This window comes from Candidatus Pacearchaeota archaeon (genome assembly GCA_038874355.1).
GTDB lineage: Archaea > Nanobdellota > Nanobdellia > Pacearchaeales > GW2011-AR1 > JAVZCO01.
On record JAVZCO010000001.1, the window covers coordinates 155,105 to 175,253 of the forward strand.

A 20,149-nucleotide genomic window follows, 5' to 3' on the forward strand; every position below is an offset into this window, starting at 1 on the left:
CTAGGACAAGATTGTACACCACTCCACATGTAATAATAAGTTCTTGTTTTAGAATTGTATGTTTTTTTACATTCTATTACAGCATTATTATAACATCTTTTTTCTCCTTCTTTGCAGAATCCTTCTGTATTTGATTTACAAATTCCTTCTTCACAAGTAGTTCCGCTAGGACAAGATTGTACACCACTCCACATGTAATAATAAGTTCTTGTTTTAGAATTGTATGTTTTTTTACATTCTATTACAGCATTATTATAACATCTTTTTTCTCCTTCTTTGCAGAATCCTTCTGTTGCTTCTTCTTTTGGTAAACATCCTTTATTTGATTCACATTGCATTCCATTCTTACAGTTAAGATTACCTGACCATTTCAAACATCCTGTATTATCTTTTTGACATATTTGATAAGCAGATGTAGTTATACATCTTATTTCTCCTTCAGAATTACAGGAATTATAAGAAGAACATATGAATTTATCATCTTTACATATCATTCCTTGACTAACTTTTTGTTGAGATGACCATTTCAAACAATTGTTTTTATCTTTTTGACATATTTGATAAGCAGATGTAGTTATACATCTTATTTCTCCTTCAGAATTACAGGAATTATAAGAAGAACACTTTCCTTCATAAAGATTTAATATTGCAAATCCTGTTATCAAATTATTTGATTTTTTATCAAAACTATCTTTTACTACATTTCCTGTTAATGAGTTCTCGCTAAGAATATTATTTGTTTCAGGTCTTTTTATAATTCCAATATAATCTTCTTCGCTAGGACATTTTTTCAATTCTGTACATGTTTTTGTTAATTCTCCTGGAATACATTGAGGTTCAGACGGCTCTGTGGTACTGCTGCCTCCACTACTACCACCACCTCCACTAGATGAAGAAATAACACAAACGCCATTACTACATACATAACCAGAATTACAACTATTCAGCCTATAATCATATTCAGTTTGATTTTCAAAACATCCAACATTATTAGCATCATATTGTATTCTATATCTGCTTTGATTCATATTATAGCCAATACATCCTACATTTTGCCAATCAGTCCAGCCAGTATAAATTATATTAGCATATAATAACCTATATTCATATTCAGTCACATTTTCACCACAACTATATAAATCATATTTTATTCTGCTTCTTGATTGGTTCATATCATAGCCAGCACAACCAACATTCTGCCAATCACTCCAATCAGTATAAGTCCAATTAGGTCCTACAAAGGTATAATTATATATTGTTTCATTTGCTTTACATCCATATAAATCATATTGAGTTGCACTTTGCTTTAATCTCATTTGATTTCCTATACAGGTATCTTCTTGCCACTCTCCAAACGTTGTATTTTGTAATATAGGTCCATCTAATCTATATTCATATTCTGTATTATTTTCATAACAGCCTGTATTATTAGCATCATATTGAGTTAAGTAACGAGATTGATTCATTTGCTCATTAACACAAGTTAAATTTTGCCATTCACTCCAAGATGTATTCATTAGATTTGCTTCTAATAATTGATATTCATAATATGTTACATTTTCCACTTCACCGCAATTATTCTCATCATATTGTGTCCAATACCTGCTTTGATTCATATCATAACCTACACAACCTATGTTTTGCCATTCAGATTTTGTTGTATTGACTAATGAAACGTTACAAGAAGATGAAACAAAATTAGCAACAACATTTTTATCAGAATTCATATTAACAACACAACTACCATTACCAGAACAATCTCCTGACCAATAACTAAAATTATATCCTTCATTCGGAGTTGCTGTTACTGTAACATTCATTCCTTCAGGATATTCATGTGAACCAATAGAAGGATTAGTCGTTCCTGCTCCAGAAGGATTAACAGATATTGTTAAGTTGTAATTAATTAAAGAACAACTAGAAGAATATGCACCTGGGCATAAATAAAATGAAAAAACACAATGCTCGTTTTCACTGCAATTTGAAGAAGCACCGCATTCCATTGGATTTTGTGGTTGGCAAGTATCTCCAAACCAAGTACAATAATCTGTAGGGCATTCTTCTTCTGTTGTATATTGCCAACATTTTGAATCACATTGCTCTAATCTATCGCAAACAAATCCATAAATATAAGGAGAGCTATTATAATATTCTTTAACATAACCTAAACAATAAGATGGGTCTGTGTTTGGCACTCCCCAACCATAACTAGAACAAATATCAGCTGGAGAACTACACCAGCCCCCGCCATCATTATACCAAAAACAACCAGCGGCCTCACATTCTGCTTGGTTATCAAAACCACAATCTTTTACTAATGTTCCGCTGCATATAGGGTCTGGGTCTACAATATAATCAAATTCTACATAACCATCTGTTACTTTCAAATCAAAATATTTCTGCTTTGATGTTAAATTAGTCAATCTTATTTTATACTTGTCAAATTTTGTTATGTAGCCGAAATCAGCAATTTTCTCGTCGCTATCTTTAAGATAAACCTCTACTTTTCCAGAGCCGTTTGCATAAATAGTTATGTCGTTTTTATTGCATAATTCTTCTTTAAACTCAACTCTTACATAATTCTCTTTAGGAATAACATAAGTTATATTGTCTAATGCTTTAACAAAATCATAAATATCTTCAACAAAATTTCTTTTCTCATCAAGATGTTCTGCCTTGCTTATCTCTATAATTAATTCATATTGCTGTTCTGATAATTTTGGTATAATCCACTCAATATAATCAATCAAGCCATTATCATTTGTGTCATAAGCATCAAAATTGACTAACTCTTTGCTTCCATCTTCTAAATATTTATATAATTTTATTTTATGTATGTTTTTTTCTTCTATTTCTTTATCTAAGAAAGTATATGCTGTTATATTAACATAATGAATTTTATCTGATCCTGTTATTGTTATTATTTTTTTATTTTCATTTATTATTGTTTCATTTGCAATAGCAGGAGGCATTTCAAATTCAATTTCATATTCTGTAGCATTATCTTGTATTATTATTTCTTTTATTTCTTGTTCGATGTTTTCTTTTTCTTCTATTACTTTTCCTAAAATTTTTTTAGGTATATTTTTTAAATATTCTATAAATAAAATAATAGGAGATTTTTCTTTTTTTAATTCAATCTCTAAAGCTACATTTCCTGTTATTGATATGTCTATTTTTTTTGTTTCTTGAATTTCTTTTTTATTTTCATCATCTTCTTGTTTAATTATTTTCTTAACAGAAATATTTTCAGCTTCAATAGGAAAAGCAAGAGATAAGTTACTTATTTGTGTTGTTTTATTTATCTTTACTTTTTTTACGAATTTAACTGGCTGACCTATTTTTGCTCCTGCTACTTGTATTGTCTCTATATTAATAGATGTGTTTTTTTCTGTTACTATAATATTAAATTCATTACTTTCTGTTGTTATATTTTCATTATCTTTTAGTTTAGCTATAATTTTGCTTGTTGAAGTTCCTTTATAATTTTTATTAGGAATGATAGTTAGAATATTATCCCTTATTTTTGTGTCTATATTTTTATTTATTATTATTTTATATTCTATCTCTTTATTGCTGTAAAAGTAGTTTGATAAATTTAAATTATATTCAGAATTTTTTTCTATTGTTATATCTTCTATATTTTTTAACAAATTTAAAGTTATTTTTTCTTCTGTTATATTATGTTCTTGTTCTGTTGTTTTTTCTTTTATTAGAATATTTATTTCTGTTGATTCTATTGTTTCATTATTATATAATAATTCTGCTTTTAAAATTCCCTTTTCTGCTTTTAAATCAAAATTTTTTAATGAAATTTTTAATTCTTTACTTCTATCATTTAAATAATCTTTACCAAATCCTTTTTCAAATAAAACATATTCTGTTTTTATTATTACTTTATTGTCTTTTATATCTAAACTTAAATATTTTTCATCTAAAGGTTCTCCAAAGATATTAACACTTCCCTTAACAATTTCTGCTGTTTCATCTTCGTTTAAATTATAAATAAAAGGATTCCCTTTTATTACCTTGCCTTCAGTAGTATATTTAGTTGTTGTTATTGCCGCTCCAGTAATAGAACTTTCCTTTTCTTTTTTTTCTTGTTGTTCTTGTTTTTCTGTTTCTGGTGGCTCTTCCGATGAAATTGATTCGCTCTTTTCTTCTTGTGTTGTTGTTTCTGTTTGTTTTATGAATTCTTCTTGCGATTCTTCTTGTGTTTCTCGTGTTGATTCTTCATTTTTAATAGGCGATTCTTTTGTTTTTTCTTTTATTTTTAGTGTAAAACTAATCTCTGGGTATATCTCTTTTGTTCCATAAAAACCATATCCTTCTCCAAAACCTTCTATATTTGTGTTTTCTATATAGTAATTTCCTTCTTTAGGTTCTTCTTTTATTAGTTCGCTTATTGGTATTATTTTTTCTTGTTCATTAAGCTTTATTTTTATAAAAGAATCTTTTGGAATTAATTCTCCTTCTTTTAAAATAATCTTCAGATTTCCTTCAATTGTTTCATTTTCTTTATAAATTGGTTCTAATTTAACTATTGCTTTTCCGCTAATTTTAGGATGATATATAAAAGAATATATCATAAATGAAATAAATAAAAATCCAAATAAGAAAAGAAGATAATTTTTTATTCTTTTTATTTTTTTTAAATCTTCTTTTTTTCCAATATATTTTTTCTTTATATCTTCTCCTTTTCTATAGCTTTCGTAATAATAAGGACCAAATACTTTATTCCCTCTTTTTATATATTTTTTATAAACCATTCTATTTCTACTTATTAAATAAATTGTATTTAAATATCTTTCTTTAGTTACTCTACAAAAATAAGATAAAGATCATAAAATAATTTATAACAATTATATTTTTATTTCCTTTTCAAAAAAGAATTTTTAGTTACTCCACATTAATTATAATCTAAATTTATTATAATCTAAAATAAAGTTTTTTGCTCTCCTTTCAATATAGCTTTTCCATAAACACCATCATAACCTGGAATAACTTTTATGTTTCCTATTCTATTATCAATTATAGCGTTAATTAATTTTTCTTCAAATTTATTTCTTAATAATTCTTCTTTGCTAACATTTAAAAGAACATTAAACTCATTTTCAAATTTATCTATTATCTCATTATAAATTTTCCAAACCTTATTAGAATTCATTTTAATTTCATATACTAGAGATATTATTTCATGCAATGGCAAAACTTTAAAAAAAGGTTTTTTACTATGAAACATATAGCTATCTTGGTCTGCTAATTGCAAAGTTCTGTTTTCTACTCCTATAGTTAGTTCTTTATTGCATTTAGGGCATATATTATTTAATTCTTTTGTTATCTCTGGGTTACAAGAAAAATTACAAAACCTATGACCATCATAATGATATTTTCCATAAGCTGGATTAACTTCTATAGTTGCATATATATTATTATTTCTTATTTGTTCAATTAAATCTTTATAATTACTAATAGGATTAAAAATAGTAGCTTCTCTTCCTAAGCGCCAAGGCCAATAACTATGACTATCAGAAAAACTTAAAATTGTTTTTTTGTTTAAAAAAGAAAATTTCCATAACATCTCTGGATCAGCAGACATTCCTGTTTCAACTGCATAAATTTTATCTTCTTGTTCTTCAAAAGCTTCTTTTAAAGAATTAAATCCAGATTTGCTTCCAAAAATTCCAAACCAAGGAGTCATACAATGTGCAGGAATTATTTCTATATCTTCAGATATACTTTTTATATCTTTAACAAAATCCTTACAAGAAATATTAAAAATCGGCCTTCCATCATAATCTCTTCTTCCTTTTTTATCTAAATACTTATTAATTTTATTAACTATTTCAAAATCAGGAGCTAATAAAACAAGATGGACTCTTCTTCCTTTATTATCTTTACTATATACTAAAGAAATTTCTCCTGAGAATATAAATTTTATATTGCTATTTTTATCTTCCTTAGGAATTAAAAAACCATTTTCTTCATATAGCTCATTTCTTATTTCTTCTAACCATTTATCATGTGTAAAATCTCCTGTTCCTAACAAATTTATTCCTTTTATTTTAGCCCATTTTACTAAGTTTTTAATTGTTAAATCTTTACTTGTTGCTCTGCTATAACGTGAATGGATATGCAAGTCTGCTATTATTTTATCTTTCATTTTTATCTCAAGAAGAAAAGATTTAAAAATGTAATCGATAATTTCTTATATGGCAATACAGCAATGTTTAGTTATAATAAAACCAGACGGATTAGTTAAAAGCTTAACAGGAAATATTCTTACTGCTTTATCTGAAACAAAATTAATTATTGTTGGAGCAAAAGTAATGAAAGTTTCTAAAGAACTAGCAGAAGAACATTATAAAAACTTAAAAGAAAAAAAACCAAATGTCTTTGAACAAGCTGTTAAGTATTTAATGGGAGAATTTCATACAAAAAGAGTTTTAGCTCTTGTTTATCATGGAGAGAATGCAATAGAGAAAATAAGAAAAATCTGTGGTTCTACTAATCCAGAAGAAGCATCTCCTGATTCTATAAGAGGAAGATATGGAAGAATAAACAGTAAAACAGGTGTTTATGAAAATGTTATTCATGCTTCTGAATCTGAAAAAGATGCAGAAAAAGAAATAAAATTATGGTTTAAACCAGAAGAACTTGTAGAAATAATTTATCCTGTTAAAGAAATAGAAATAAAAAATAGAAAAGAACTTATTTGGGCTTAATAATATAAAAAAATTTATTTTTATTTTCTTTATAAAGATTTAATCATGATTGAATTTTTTTGGTTAGATGAGATAAAATTTAAATTCTTTAAAATAATTTTTTATTTTTGTTAGAGTTTAAAGATATTTTTATCATTGAAATAAATTTGTTATCGCATTTTTTATTTTTTTAATGTATAATTAAAATATACAAAGATTAAATTTATAATAAATAATTTTATATTATAATAGAATAGCCCCTATAGTTTAATGGATAGAATACAACCTTGCGGTGAGCGAGTTCAAAGAAAAGGAGAGCTCGCGAATAGGTTGGGATCGAGGTTCGACTCCTCGTAGGGGCATTTTTAGTTCATTTTTTAAAGTAATTTTCTTTCTTCTTTAGTTATATTTTAAAACCATAAAATAAAAATTAACCAAAAGCTCTTCTATAATCAATTATATCAACAGAAGAAACATTCTTTATTTTCTTTATCATTTCTTCTACTAAATTTGTATCTTGTGACTCTGGCCAACTTATTGTAACAATTAAAGCTTTTAAACCAAAAGCAATCGGTTCTTCTTCAAATTTTTCTAATTTCCCATTATTTTTTTTTATATTTTTTTCTATCTCTGATTTTATTAATTTTAGATCTACACTAGGATTCTCTGGCAAAACTTTAATTTTTAATAATTTTCAATCTTCTTCTTTTCCTGTATCGCTTATTCCGCTTTCTGATAAAAAGAAAATTGTTTCATTTTCTGGCAAATTAGGAGAATCTATCATTTTTGCTACTCTGCTTCCTCCTTTACCTCTTCTTAAATATATTCTGTAAGTAGAAGCGTGCCCTACAATATTACCACCAACAGCTGTTGTTGGGTCTCCAAACATCATAGCAGGATTTGCCATTACCTGATTTGTAACATAAATCGCTATATTTGCTTGCTCTGCTAATTTCATTAAATTATGTAAGTATTTATTTAATTTTTGTTGTCTGTCTGCTAACATTCCTCTTCCAGAAAATTCTGCTCTAAAATGAGCTGTTAAGGAATCAATAACAATTAATTTTATTGGTTCTCCTTCTTTTATCATTTCTCCTATTTTATCTAAAAGTAATATTTGATGATCACTATTAAAAGCTCTTGCAACAAAAATATTTTTTAAAACCTTATTTTCATCTGCATTAATTGATTTTGCTAATTGTTTTATTCTTTCTGGCCTGAATGTTCCTTCTGTATCTATCCATACAGCTTTTCCATTAGCACCTCCTTTTTCTTTTGGCAGTTGGACATTAACAGCTAATTGTAAACCTAACTGCGTTTTGCCAGAACCATAAGCTCCATAAGCTTCTGTTATTGCTTTTGTTTCTATTCCTTTACCTCCAAATAAGTTATCTAAATTCTTACTTCCGGTTGTTATATAACTTATATTTTCTCTTTTTTTAGCAAATTCTAATCCATCAACAAAACTTAAATTCATCATTTTTCTTGCTGCTTGAATTGCTTTTCTTGCAACAGCTTCTCCTATACCTGCTAATTCTGATAACTCTGATGGGGACATTACAGCCAAACCCATTAAGTCGTATATTCCAGCACTTTCTAATTTAGAAGCAACTGCCGGTCCAATTCCAGGTAAATCTGTAAGTTTTAATTCCTCTTTTTCCTCAGAAGAAATATTTTCTTTTTCCTCTTTTGATTCTTTAACCATTTTTATACAAAAAAGATCTTTATTTATAAATATTACTTATTTGCAAGATATATTTTACTTTATATCTAAAATAAGTTTTTTTATTTTATTACTTTTACAAAAAATTAAAATTCTTTTTTAGAATTCAATAATCTTTAATTAAAAAGATTTATATAATAAAAAAAACATATAATTATATGGAAAAAAAAGAAAAAAATTTATTAGAAACTATTAATACAATTTCCTTTATTATATCCTTAATTTTTTTTATTATAATATTTGTAAGTTTGTTAGTTCCATTTTTTTATCCTAAAAGTTATATGTTCTTTAATAAAACTTTTCATAAAAATTTTCCTATTTTTTTTGTTATATTTATTATATCTTGTATTTTTTCTATAACTTTATGTAAAATTCAAATGAAAGAAATTAATTTAAGAAAAAAAATGAATAAGAAAAAGAATAAAATAATCCTAAAAATTTCTATTACAGAAATAATTTTGTTTATAATTCTTATTCTGCTATACTTTTTAAAATAAATTAATTAAAAAGGATAATAATTTTGAATATTACAATTAATATATCAAAAAATAAGAATATGAAAAATAAAGATTTATCTATTAAAGAACCTGTTCTTATTTTCCATGAAGATTTTATTTTAGATGGCCAAAAGAATTTTATTCCTTCTGGTGTAAAAGAATCTATTAATAAATGTATAGAATAACCAACAAAAAAAGATAATGCCAAAATTGGAAAAATAAAAATTAAAATAATAGTAACAAGCAAACAAAAAGTAAAACTATGTATAAAATCCCTATGCTTAGTAAAAAATTGTATTGGTCTTGCCATCTTATTTTTTCCTATGATAGAATATCTTATGTCAATATCTGGTAAAATGCTTGAAATTAAAGTAAAAAAGAAAAATATAAATTTATTAATATTATTTGAAATACTTCCTAATAACAATAATATAAAAAAAAGAGTTATTGTTAAATGAGTTTTAAACATCATTTTTATAATAAAAGAAAGTGGTTTTTATAAAACTAACTAATAAGAAATGTGTTATAAAACAAGTATCTTTTATTTAAGATTTTTCTTAAGATACAGTAAATTTATTTATTTCTTAAACGATTTCTTTACTTGATTCTAATTCTTGGATTAATAATTCGTTATCTATTTCTTTTAAGTCATTAATAATAAATTCTATATTATTAAATAGTTTATTTTGTCTTACATTACCAAAAAAGATAAATTCTTTTCCTAATAAGATCTCTCTTTGATATAAAAAAGAAGATTCTAAATCTTTTAGGTTAGTCCCTAATTTTTCTATGTTGTCAGAAAAAACAATTGCTCTTATAACTTCTGTTCCATCATCTAAAATAATAGATAACAAAATTTTCTTTTCTGGTATAACTCTGCCATGTTCTTCACACATATATATCTCACCAGTAGATATAACCTTCTTTTTACATTCAGGGCATACTTCAAAAAATTTCGGTTCAAATATCTGAACTATAAATGCCCTAATCATAACATTTTCCCCTATTCTTAAATCAGATATATTTTTATTAACATATTGAACTTCTGTTCTTATATTTTCTATATAATTATTACTCAGTTTTATTTCTGAAAAACCTGTAAGATGAATTTCGTTATTTCTTAAAGAAGCATTATTTATCTCTACAAAATCTCCTTCTTTTATTTCTCCTTTTTCTATTAAAGATATATGGTTTGTGTCCCATAAAACAACTTTTATATTAGACGTCTCGTCAGCTAAAACAAAATTAACAACTTTCCCTTCTCTATTATTTTTTTTATATTCTTTTACAGGGAATAACTTAATAATCTTACCAAAAGTGTTTATTTTTTTCATTCCGGGTATTATTTCATTAATTTTGTATTTTTGTTTTTCAAAATTTACTCCAAGTTCTGCGCAAATTATTTGTAAAGCTCCTTCTCTAGAAATCAGACCAGATAATTTTGCTCTTTTTGCCTCTACTAATCTATTAATTTCTTCTTCGCTTTTTCCACTTATTTCAGAAACTTTTTTTAAAATTCTGTAATAATCATTTATCATTAAACAAAAAAATTAATATAGTTTAAAAGTATTACTATATTATAAAAATATTAAAACCATAAAATAAAAATTAACCAAAAGCTCTTCTATAATCAATTATATCAACAGAAGAAACATTCTTTATTTTCTTTATCATTTCTTCTACTAAATTTGTATCTTGTGACTCTGGCCAACTTATTGTAACAATTAAAGCTTTTAAACCAAAAGCAATCGGTTCTTCTTCAAATTTTTCTAATTTCCCATTATTTTTTTTTATATTTTTTTCTATCTCTAATTTTATTAATTTTAGATCTACACTAGGACTTTCTGGCAAAACTTTAATTTTTAATAATGTTAAGGCCATATTCTTTTATTATAAGCAGGATTTAAAAAGTTATTCATCTTATCTTTTTTATGCTGAATAAGGAACAAGCACAACAAATAAAAAAACAACTTTTCTCGCAAATAGAAAATTTAGATATTAATAAAGAAGATAAAGAGAAACTAAAGAATTATATCCTAAGTTTAGATGAAAAGGGTCTTGAAGAATTTCTTATTCAAAATAATATGATAAAAAATGAAAATTTTGAAAAAAAGGGAGAGGAAAAGGAAATAAGAAGTATAAATAAAGAAATAAAAAAAGATTGTGTTTTTTGTTTAATTGTTGATAATTTAATTCCTTCTTATAAAATTGGGGAAAATAGATTAAGTTTAGCAACTTTAGAAATAAAACCAATTTCAAAAGGGCATGTTATAATAATACCAAAAAAACATTTGAATGTGGATAAAATTCCAATTTCTGCTTTTTCTCTTGCAAAAGAAATAGCAAAAAGGATAAAGAAAAGACTAAAACCAAAAGAGATATCTATAAATACCTCCTCTTTTTCTAATCATGGAATAATAAATATTGTTCCTTTTTACGGAAATGAAACTGGTAAAAGATATGAAGCAAAAAAAGAAGAATTAGAAGAATTACAGAAAGTATTAACTCAATATAAAAATAAAGAGAAAACAAAAAGAGAAGACAAAAAGGAAGACAAAAAACTAGAAAAAGAAAAAAAATCAGAAAAAGAAATTTATAAATTTCCTAGAAGAATACCATAATATTAATGTAAAAATAAAAGCAAATAAGAAAGAGGGTGTAAATGGTATCCCTTGTTTTATTTTTACTTTCTTTTTATGTTTCTTTAATAATTCTATTTCTTCTTTTGTTAAACCTTCCCAATTCGGTTTTATTATTTTTTTATTTATACTTATTTCTTCATAAAGCCAATCTCCTTCTGTTAAATTTTTTGTTTCTATTTCCTTTACCATAAGTTCTTCTAGAGATTTTGAATAAATATAAATTAAAGGAAAAATTATAAATAAAAAAGAAAAAAAAGAAAAGAATATTTCATTTATAAATAAAGAAAAAATGAAGAGAATTAAAGCAAGAATAATTGAAAAAATAAAAATAAACTTTCTTTTTTCCAAGTCTTTTTTGAAAAAGAAAAAAAATTTTTTCTTATTGCTATAAATTATAAAAAAACTATAAATAAATCCGTAAATTCCTCCAAAAAGTAATAAAGACAGAATAAAAATAGAAAATATTTTTATGTTTTCTTTAAAGTATAAAGAAAATGGTAAAATTGTTCCTAGTGCTATAAGCAATTTAGCATCACCGCCAGCAAATATTCTTGAATAATAAAAAATATTTCCTAAAACTAAAAATATAAATAAACCAATTACCCCATATAAAAAAAATCTCCATTCATCAAAAAATAAAGAATAAAATAACCTATAAGTAAGAGCAAAAATTATTAAAGAAAAATTAATCCAATTTTCTACTTCTCTTTTTTTAATATCTTGTATTATAGCCAAAATAATCCAAATGAATGCTAACAATATTAAAAAAAAATTCTTATCCATATTTTATTTAATTTTGAATAATTTATAAATTATTCTGATTATCTTTTGTTGCAAAAAAATGTTATTTATTCTTTAAGTTTTCTACTTTTTTCAAATACAATTTAATTAACAAAATAAAAAAATTTATTTTTTAAATAAGTTTTAAAATTTTTATTTTCCTTGTTCTTTTAATTTTTTATTTGAGAAAAAATATTTTTATTTATAAACGTATATTTCTTAAAGAAGTTATTATGTCTTATTTTATTAATTAATTTTTTCTCTTGTTCTTTCTTTTCCACCTCTTTTGTAAGGATGTCTCTTTTTTTCTTTGAATTTATCCTTTTTCTTTTTTCTTTTTTCATAATAGCCATATTCCATTTTTTAAATTTTTATATAGAAAATTTATAAGAATCCCATTTTTAATTTATTTTTTAATGATCTTTTTAAGTAGGACAACTAATTATATTTGGGCATTCTGTTAGAAGATTCATTAATTCGTCATCAATATTAACAAGTTGTTTATTTTCTATTTTTTTATTTTTACTCCAAGATTCACAAGTAACTATAACAGATTTCATATTTCCTTCTTTTTCCCCTTCTTCTGGGGTTAATATTTTAAAATTTATTTTTCTTTCTTGTTTACACCATCCGTTTATGTTCCCTAAGGAATTACATGCAATTTCACATCCACTTTTTACATTATTTATGTTTTCGCTATAAAAAATATTTTTAAACCAATCACCTAAATTAAGAGTCCCTTTACCTAAATATATTATAACAATGGCAACTATTACTAAAGCAAGAATTAATCCGATCACAATCCAAATCATATTTGCATCTGCTTTCTTTTTTCCTCTTTTTATCATAAGATAATAATATTTTTTTTATTTATAAATGTTATGTTTTTATCTTTCAAAAAGATTAAATTTATAAATTATTATTAGTTTTTTAAACCATGAATCAAAAATTAAAAACAACTCTTTTTATTTTAACCTCTTTTATTACTGGTGTATATTTTGGAAATAATTTTTCTATTGATATTAAAATGAAACATAAATCAGAAGATATAACTAAGAAGGAAGATAGTAAAAGAAATAAATTAATAAATATTATTAAAGAAAATTATAATAATAAAAAAGAAGTTATTAAAACTTTTTCAGAAGAAAAAAAAGAAGAATTAATCAAAAAGTATGATAAAATTCCTTCTTATTTCCAAGAAGTATTTTTCAGTCCTAATGAAATCCCTAAAGGTTTCTATTTAATAGGGTTTGATTACCTTAATCCAAAAGAAGTGGAAACAGAATTTGGAAAGAATACGAAACTTCCTCTTTATATAGAAGATATTATTGAAATAATTTACCATAGTGAAAATGAAAATAGAGATATTGGAATCCGCGCATGGAGATATGATAATGATATAAGTCCATCAAAGGGTCTTGACGAGTATGGAGAATTTTTAAGTGGTGGATCAACTTTTTCTACACTACATTTTTTTAAATATAATAAAGATAAAGATGGGAATAATAAAAATAATATTTCAATAGCACTTCATGATAGAAGATTAGAATCTTATTTAGTAAATATGTCTCTTATTTTAAAAGGAATTTCTTCATACCCGCCTGGAGTTGAAGGTGAAGAAGAAAAAAATAGAAGAAAGGATCTAGTAAAAGAAGTCCAAGAATACATACTTAATATAAAAAATTACTCAAAAAGATTAAATTTATATTTTCCTAACGGGAATAAAGCATATGATGAATTAGAAAAATATTTAGATGAAATTGGAAAATTAAAATTTGATTAAAATTCTTTTTTAATTAATTTTAAGGATAAAAAAATGTAAGAATTTTATTAATTGAAATAAGATTATAATTTTTTTATAATCTTTATATCTTTTATTTTTTCTATTCCGATAGGTTTTATCATTTTTTCTTTATATAAGTTGTATGGTAATGCTCTTATTATCTTAGTTTCTTTGCCCCTTTTTTCTATAAACTCTTTTTCAATTTTTTCTATTTCTTTATTTTGTACTTCATAAGATATCAATAAGATCATTCTATAATTTTTCACTATAACTTCTATTTCTTTATTTTCTTGATTATAACTAACTTCTATTTCGTCATTCCTATATTTATTATTTAATTTATTAACATAATCTATATAAGAATATTTTTCTAATTGAATTTTAAAATTTTTTTCAAAAATATTTTCAAAATTTTCGTTTTCTTTTTCTTCTAAACTTATATTTTTTATTGTTTCTTCTACTAAATCTGAAAGATAAAATTTTATCAAATTTTCTTCTTGTTTTATAAAATTATTTAAATCATAATCCTCTAAAATATTTCTTTCTATTTTATTTTTAGAAATGATAAAAATAAATAACATGCTTAAAAATAATGTAATCACGAAAAAAACTATTAAAGTAACATTAATGTCTGCTTTTTTATTTTTCATTTTTTAAATAAAAACTTATTTTTATTTTTTCTTTTCCAATAATATATATTTCATTTTTCTTTTCTAAATCAGGATATTCAACTTTAGAATAATAATAACCAGAACCTCTATAAGGAAGACTAGATTCGAGGTAAATTTTTTTATTGTCTTCTTCTCCTTTTTTTATTTCAATTTTATAATTATATTCTTTTAAATTTTCTTTTAATGTATTTTCTATAAACCTCTTTTTATCTTCATCTAATTTATCAGAAGAATAATATTCTTTTATTAAATCTTTAAAAACTAACTCTTCACTTTTATAATTTACTTTTAAATTTAATATAGAAATTATTTTTTCATAATTTAAAGATTCTGTTTTTAATTTTTCTATATTTTCTTCTACATTCTTTAAAGATAAAGCAATAGTAACAATAGTGAAAATAATTATGATAAAAAATATGATGATGAATGCTATAAACCATGTTAAAGTTTCTCCTATTTGTGCTTTTTTATTTTTCATTTTATATCGCTTAGTAAAATTCTTTTTCCTTTAGCATTAGAAGATGTTAATATTATTAAATTATATAATTTATTTTCTTTGGATACATTTATTTCGCTTTTTACGCAAATTGGATAATTAATAGCATTTGCTTCTTCTTTTATTTCGCATTGTATAAACATAGATTCTGGTCCTAATATAATTTTTTTATTTTCTTGTACGACTTCGATTTTAGCACTAAAAAGTTCGCTGTTTAAAGTATTATTATTCAAATTACAAATTTCTAAAATATCTTTTTTTATTTCTTCTTCGCTCTTAGAAAAATTGAAATAATTATTTTGCAAACAATGAGAAATTTTTTTATTTAATATTTTACTATCTAAACTCCTATAATCAATTTCTTTATTTGTAAAAATATAAATATTACTTATAACTCCAACTATAACAATTATCCATATAAAAAACCACCATATTGTCATTATTTTTTCTATAGCAGTTTTATTCATTTTATTTTAAATTTGTTTTATTTTTTATCATAACTTTCTATTTTTAATATAAGATGATTATCTTCAAAGTATGTATTAATCTTAACATTATTAAAAAAATAATATGAATAATATGTTTGTGGATTTAAAGAAAAATAAACTATTCCTTTTTCATTGTTTATTTTTATTAAATTTTCTTTTTTTAATATACCTTTTTCAATTTCTTTTTCATATTTTTTATATAAATAACTTAAATCAAAATAAATTGTTGTATTGGGTTCTGCCGAATTAATTAACAAAGCAATTTCTTTTGCATAATATTGTTCATCTATTAATTTACCATTTGAAGAATTATAAACAAAAATTAATAACGTGACAAAAATTATCATATTCAAAATTAAAAAGATAATATTTTCTTCTAATAATTGTTGACCTTTTTTATTCATAGAGTAATAAAAAATCTATAATTAATAAATATTTCTTAAAAAATCAAAATAAAAAAATTTAATTAATCTATAAAAAGATTCTTTTTTATTTCGAATCGTCTTGATTTTTATCAATCTTATTTCTCTCCTTATTACTTTGTTATACAGATATAATTTTAAATTTCTCTACTGCTTAAATTCCATAAATTTTTTTATATCCTTTAAATTGATTTTATTTTTAATTTTTTTTAAACTATTTTTATTAGATCTTCTACCTTCTACTTATTTTTTAAGTGTGCCTCTAATTTTTTTCAAATCTTTATTCATAATATAAAAATTTAAGGAATGCTTTCTATATTTCCAGAGCAATAAGTATTTATTGCTTGTGGTTCATATTTTACAACTCTTACAACACTGCAACCACTTCTTGCATTTTTTGAAGATGAAGAAACGTCTCCGCAATAACCCATTGATACATGCCTATTATATGCTACATTAACTTGTTGAGCTCCTGCTATTACTCCTCCTAAAACAAAAGCTATTTTTAAACAATAAGGATTTGTTAAACAAGATTTAGTAAAACTAATTGTATTTCTAGGAGATAAAACAAAAGAACCTCCATACATTAATCCTCCTAATTTAGCTAAATTCATTAAAGAATCTGCTACTTTAGGAGCACTAATCTGCATAAAAACAATTGCCAATTGTTCTCCATTCCATTCTGGTAATTCTCCACCAAAAGAGTATTTAATTTGATCTATTGCTAAAGAGGATTCTTTTTCTGAATTAGTGTCTTCTGATAATTCTGATACATACAAAAAAGAATTATTTATTATATTGTTTTTAGTTTCATTTGAAACAAATTCTATTTCAACCTGCTCTTCCTCTTCTTTAGTTATCTTTTCTATATCTTTTTTGTAATTTATATTATTTAAAACATCAAATGATATTTTTGCGAAATCTTCTCCTGCGGAAATATCATTTCCTAACATATAGGTATAATAAGAAACGCTCTTTCCAGGGACAGCATGTGTTGCCATGTATTCTTGTACATTCACTTTTTTTATTTCATCCAAACTTATTCTTTCATCTATTGCGATTCTCGAACAAATAATACATGAAGGATACACCAATCCAAAACCATATCTTGTTGCAATAAACTGAGAAAATAAATCTAATCTTCCTTGCCCCATCATATTCCAGCATTCTAAAATTTCTTGAGAAATAACTTTTTCAATTCCTTCTTTATCTTTAACAATAACTTTTTCTACTCCTTTTTCTCCAGTAAATTCTTCACAATTACCAAAAACACTATTTGTAATACAAACTTTTTTTTCTTTACATTGTAAAGGGGCATAAGATTTGCCAGCATCTAATACAGGAAGGCTAGCAATAGTTCCCCTCATTATAACACTTTGTTTACATGCTTCTCTATCTGTTCTTTGACTTAAGTTCAAATTTATAATAAAGAATAAAAGAATACCAAAAGCTAAGATTAATAAAATTATTGCTACTAATGTAGACAAAGTAATTCCTCTTTTATTCATATTAAATTCAATAGTATTATAGTTATAAATTTAACTTTTCTATTTTTTATTCTTAAATAGAAATAAAGATTAATTAACTTAAAGGAATTCTAAAATATCAAGTCAAATTATTATCTTTTCGATGAGTTGATTTTTAATATTCTACTTAATAAAAAATCTATTTTTTTATCTTAATTACTAGTAAATAGGAATTTATTTTTTATTTATTAATAAATTATTAAAAAATCTTTGAAGTTCTGATGTTGGACCTGTATCACAAACAATAGAAATATGCCCTTCCTTATTTTTATTTATTGTGCAGGGTGTTGATTGATAAATTGCAATAACATTCTCTTCATAATTTTTATTTTTTATTACTAAGTAGTCATCTACAACTTTACATACCGCTTTAGATTCGTCTAAATAACCATTTAAAGCATTCCAAGGGTTCTTTACAGCAGAAGAATGTGGAGCCAAACATAAACAATATTTTCCATTGCAAATATTTGTTGTATTAAAATAAAAATAATAATCTTTTGGTGCGCTAATAATAAAACTTATTGATTGATTTTTTTCTTTATATACTTTAATCTTCCCCTCTATAATTTCTAAAGTAGACTTTGCTTGTTGAATTTTTGTATTCTGTATAAACATATTAAAAATTAAAATTGATAAAATAACAAGAAAAACTATACATATAATTGCAATTATTATTTTAAGAGTTTCTTCTGGCAATAATGTAGAACTTGCTTTTTTATTTTTCATTTTATTATTAATCTTATTGCAATTATAAATTTATTCTTTTTAATAAATTAAATAAAGAATATAAACAATAAGAATAAAAAGAGATAATTTTAAATTACTAAATAAAAAAGAAGATAAAAAATTCGTATACATATTTATTAGGGTTTAAACCGCAAAAATTTATACAACCAATAAAAAAGTAAAGATAGTAATCATTAAAAATATAAATATTATGTTAGTAATTTCATTTATTAGTAAAATTCTTATAATTTTTAAAAAATAAAATAATACAAATTAAAATAAGAATAAATGAAATAATGTATTTTAAGTATAATAAAATTTAAAAGATTCTTTTTATTTTATTTTTTATGAATTTTAATAAAAAAATAAATAAATGGATAGCAACTTTGGGATTAGCAACAACATTTTTATTTCCTAATCCTGCTGCTTATCCTCAACAAAAAAGATATTTGCATTTAGAAAAACCAATTTTAAGAAAAGCAGAAATAAAAGACTCTATTTTTAATAAAGTTAAAGGAACTCTAGAGTTAAAATTAGATTATAATCCAGAAAATAAAGAAATTTGTTTTGAAATCTATACTCCTGATTGGAATAAAAAGAAAGAAAATGTTGCTGATTTGGACAAAGAATACATAAATATAAGAGACGATTCTAAATTTTATATGATATGTAAAAGAGAAAATTTCGAATTTGATTATATAACATCAGAAGGTTATTTTATAGAATTAGATAAGAATAGAAACTCTTTTGGGGAATGGAAAAAATTAATAGATTTCGAAAAAAATCCTGATGCAAAATTAAAAATTCTTATAAGAAAAAAAGCATTATCTAATTTCATAAAAGAAACAAAAATTCCTAATTTTATACCTATAATAACAGAAATTTTGGAATATTCTGAACTAAAAAAAGAAGTTGAATTAGAAAAGATAGCATATACTATAGGAAAGGATTATGAAGTCAGAGAAATTGAAATAGGAACAGCAGAAGGATTATTTGCTACAAGAAATACTGCTGTAAAGATAAATATAAAATTAAGAACAAATCCAGAAACAGAGAAAAAAACTATTTTATTTTATGATATAAAAATGGGCTCTTCAGGAAGTCCAATAGCTTCTTTATCTGCAAATGGAGAAATTAGTTTTATTGTTCCGGGTGAAAGAGAAAGAAAAGTACAAGAGCAAACACTTGATGATAAAATATTAGCAACTTTGACTGATTATGAAGATAAAGAAGAATGGCGTAAGTATTTGGGAAGAATTCCATTATCCATAAAAAAATATTTTTTTCAAAAAGAAGATATACCAAATAATTATAGATTAATAAGTTTGTGGTATTCTTCTGGACTGGGAATGAAAAGATATTCTGAATTAAAAGAAATTTTTAATAAAGAATTTGATGTGATTATGATTTATGAAGATATAAAAAATAATAAAAAGGAAATGTCAAAAGAATCTATTTTTATGGTTAGAATGATAAAATATTATAAAGATTTAAAAGAATCAACTTTTTATGAAGATGTTGATATTAGAGATGAAATATATGAAAATAAAGAAGATGGAATTGTTATAGAACTTTTAAATAGTTGGGGTAAAGATGTTGAACACATAAAAGTTTCTCCAGAATATTTGAAAAGATTAAGATTAGAAGAAAATAAAGAGAAATACTCTATAAAGAGAAAATTAGATTAATAA

At 23.7% G+C, this 20,149-nt stretch carries 20 protein-coding genes; 5 read left to right on the forward strand and 15 right to left on the reverse strand.

All coding sequences use genetic code 11. From position 1 onward, the window contains the following. Together QW117_00960 and QW117_00965 are read right to left on the reverse strand one after the other, a co-directional pair. Positions 1 to 4,769: hypothetical protein (locus QW117_00960; GenBank protein ID MEM3405525.1), on the reverse strand; the 4,769-nt coding region annotated here is incomplete at its 3' end. 167 nt (positions 4,770 to 4,936) lie between these two features. Next, on the reverse strand, positions 4,937 to 6,163 hold the full coding sequence (locus tag QW117_00965) for an endonuclease Q family protein (GenBank protein MEM3405526.1): 1,227 nt from the start codon (positions 6,161 to 6,163) through the stop codon (positions 4,937 to 4,939). 49 nt (positions 6,164 to 6,212) lie between these two features. Here QW117_00965 and QW117_00970 point away from each other — a divergent pair, with 49 nt between their 5' ends. Beyond that, the gene (locus QW117_00970) at positions 6,213 to 6,725 is read left to right on the forward strand and encodes a nucleoside-diphosphate kinase (protein MEM3405527.1); all 513 of its coding nucleotides are present in this window, start codon (positions 6,213 to 6,215) and stop codon (positions 6,723 to 6,725) included. 409 nt (positions 6,726 to 7,134) lie between these two features. On the opposite strand, the gene QW117_00975 is transcribed toward QW117_00970, so the two are convergent. Both QW117_00975 and radA read right to left on the reverse strand, forming a co-directional pair. After that, a complete protein-coding gene (locus tag QW117_00975) occupies positions 7,135 to 7,386 on the reverse strand; it encodes an elongation factor 1-beta (GenBank protein ID MEM3405528.1) in 252 nt (83 codons plus the stop codon). A 12-nt stretch (positions 7,387 to 7,398) separates the two neighbouring features. Then, positions 7,399 to 8,409, reverse strand: a complete 1,011-nt coding sequence (gene radA, locus QW117_00980) for a DNA repair and recombination protein RadA (protein ID MEM3405529.1) — start codon at positions 8,407 to 8,409, stop codon at positions 7,399 to 7,401. Positions 8,410 to 8,585: 176 nt separating this feature from the next. Here radA and QW117_00985 point away from each other — a divergent pair, with 176 nt between their 5' ends. Then, positions 8,586 to 8,924 (forward strand): hypothetical protein, encoded by a 339-nt coding sequence (locus QW117_00985; protein ID MEM3405530.1) that lies wholly within the window; start codon positions 8,586 to 8,588, stop codon positions 8,922 to 8,924. 1 nt (position 8,925) lies between these two features. On the opposite strand, the gene QW117_00990 is transcribed toward QW117_00985, so the two are convergent. The 3 genes from QW117_00990 to QW117_01000 form a co-directional block, all read right to left on the reverse strand. Then, the gene (locus QW117_00990) at positions 8,926 to 9,396 is read right to left on the reverse strand and encodes a metal-dependent hydrolase (GenBank protein ID MEM3405531.1); all 471 of its coding nucleotides are present in this window, start codon (positions 9,394 to 9,396) and stop codon (positions 8,926 to 8,928) included. Between the two features lie 112 nt (positions 9,397 to 9,508). After that, on the reverse strand, positions 9,509 to 10,462 hold the full coding sequence (locus QW117_00995; protein MEM3405532.1) for a hypothetical protein: 954 nt from the start codon (positions 10,460 to 10,462) through the stop codon (positions 9,509 to 9,511). Positions 10,463 to 10,532: 70 nt separating this feature from the next. After that, entirely contained in the window at positions 10,533 to 10,805 is a 273-nt protein-coding gene (locus QW117_01000) for an elongation factor 1-beta (GenBank protein ID MEM3405533.1), read from the reverse strand. A 50-nt stretch (positions 10,806 to 10,855) separates the two neighbouring features. Here QW117_01000 and QW117_01005 point away from each other — a divergent pair, with 50 nt between their 5' ends. Then, a complete protein-coding gene (locus tag QW117_01005) occupies positions 10,856 to 11,545 on the forward strand; it encodes an HIT domain-containing protein (GenBank protein ID MEM3405534.1) in 690 nt (229 codons plus the stop codon). Here the strand turns inward: QW117_01005 and QW117_01010 are convergent. Next, a complete protein-coding gene (locus tag QW117_01010; GenBank protein ID MEM3405535.1) occupies positions 11,504 to 12,349 on the reverse strand; it encodes a prepilin peptidase in 846 nt (281 codons plus the stop codon). The two genes, QW117_01005 and QW117_01010, sit on opposite strands and share 42 nt — an antisense overlap. 422 nt (positions 12,350 to 12,771) lie before the next feature. Beyond that, the gene (locus tag QW117_01015; GenBank protein ID MEM3405536.1) at positions 12,772 to 13,194 is read right to left on the reverse strand and encodes a hypothetical protein; all 423 of its coding nucleotides are present in this window, start codon (positions 13,192 to 13,194) and stop codon (positions 12,772 to 12,774) included. A gap of 89 nt (positions 13,195 to 13,283) precedes the next feature. Between QW117_01015 and QW117_01020 the strand changes: the two genes are divergently transcribed. Then, complete coding sequence (locus tag QW117_01020) at positions 13,284 to 14,129, forward strand: hypothetical protein (protein ID MEM3405537.1); 846 nt, start codon at positions 13,284 to 13,286, stop codon at positions 14,127 to 14,129. Between the two features lie 62 nt (positions 14,130 to 14,191). Here QW117_01020 and QW117_01025 read toward each other — a convergent pair whose 3' ends face one another. From QW117_01025 to QW117_01050, 6 genes are all read right to left on the reverse strand, one after another. After that, positions 14,192 to 14,779, reverse strand: coding sequence for a hypothetical protein (locus tag QW117_01025; GenBank protein MEM3405538.1), 588 nt, complete (start codon positions 14,777 to 14,779; stop codon positions 14,192 to 14,194). Further along, on the reverse strand, positions 14,769 to 15,278 hold the full coding sequence (locus QW117_01030; GenBank protein MEM3405539.1) for a hypothetical protein: 510 nt from the start codon (positions 15,276 to 15,278) through the stop codon (positions 14,769 to 14,771). The genes QW117_01025 and QW117_01030 overlap by 11 nt, the downstream gene beginning before the upstream one ends. Further along, complete coding sequence (locus tag QW117_01035) at positions 15,275 to 15,763, reverse strand: hypothetical protein (GenBank protein MEM3405540.1); 489 nt, start codon at positions 15,761 to 15,763, stop codon at positions 15,275 to 15,277. Before QW117_01035 ends, QW117_01030 begins: the two co-directional genes overlap by 4 nt. Positions 15,764 to 15,780: 17 nt before the next feature. Continuing rightward, positions 15,781 to 16,188 carry a hypothetical protein gene (locus tag QW117_01040; GenBank protein ID MEM3405541.1) on the reverse strand — a complete coding sequence of 136 codons (408 nt, stop codon included), beginning with the start codon at positions 16,186 to 16,188 and terminating at the stop codon, positions 15,781 to 15,783. A gap of 317 nt (positions 16,189 to 16,505) precedes the next feature. After that, the gene (locus tag QW117_01045) at positions 16,506 to 17,714 is read right to left on the reverse strand and encodes a hypothetical protein (GenBank protein ID MEM3405542.1); all 1,209 of its coding nucleotides are present in this window, start codon (positions 17,712 to 17,714) and stop codon (positions 16,506 to 16,508) included. Positions 17,715 to 17,906: 192 nt separating this feature from the next. Then, positions 17,907 to 18,458: a hypothetical protein gene (locus QW117_01050; GenBank protein MEM3405543.1), complete on the reverse strand. Its 552-nt coding sequence runs from the start codon at positions 18,456 to 18,458 to the stop codon at positions 17,907 to 17,909. Positions 18,459 to 18,805: 347 nt separating this feature from the next. Here QW117_01050 and QW117_01055 point away from each other — a divergent pair, with 347 nt between their 5' ends. Next, a complete protein-coding gene (locus tag QW117_01055; protein MEM3405544.1) occupies positions 18,806 to 20,146 on the forward strand; it encodes a hypothetical protein in 1,341 nt (446 codons plus the stop codon). Positions 20,147 to 20,149 lie beyond the last annotated feature (3 nt).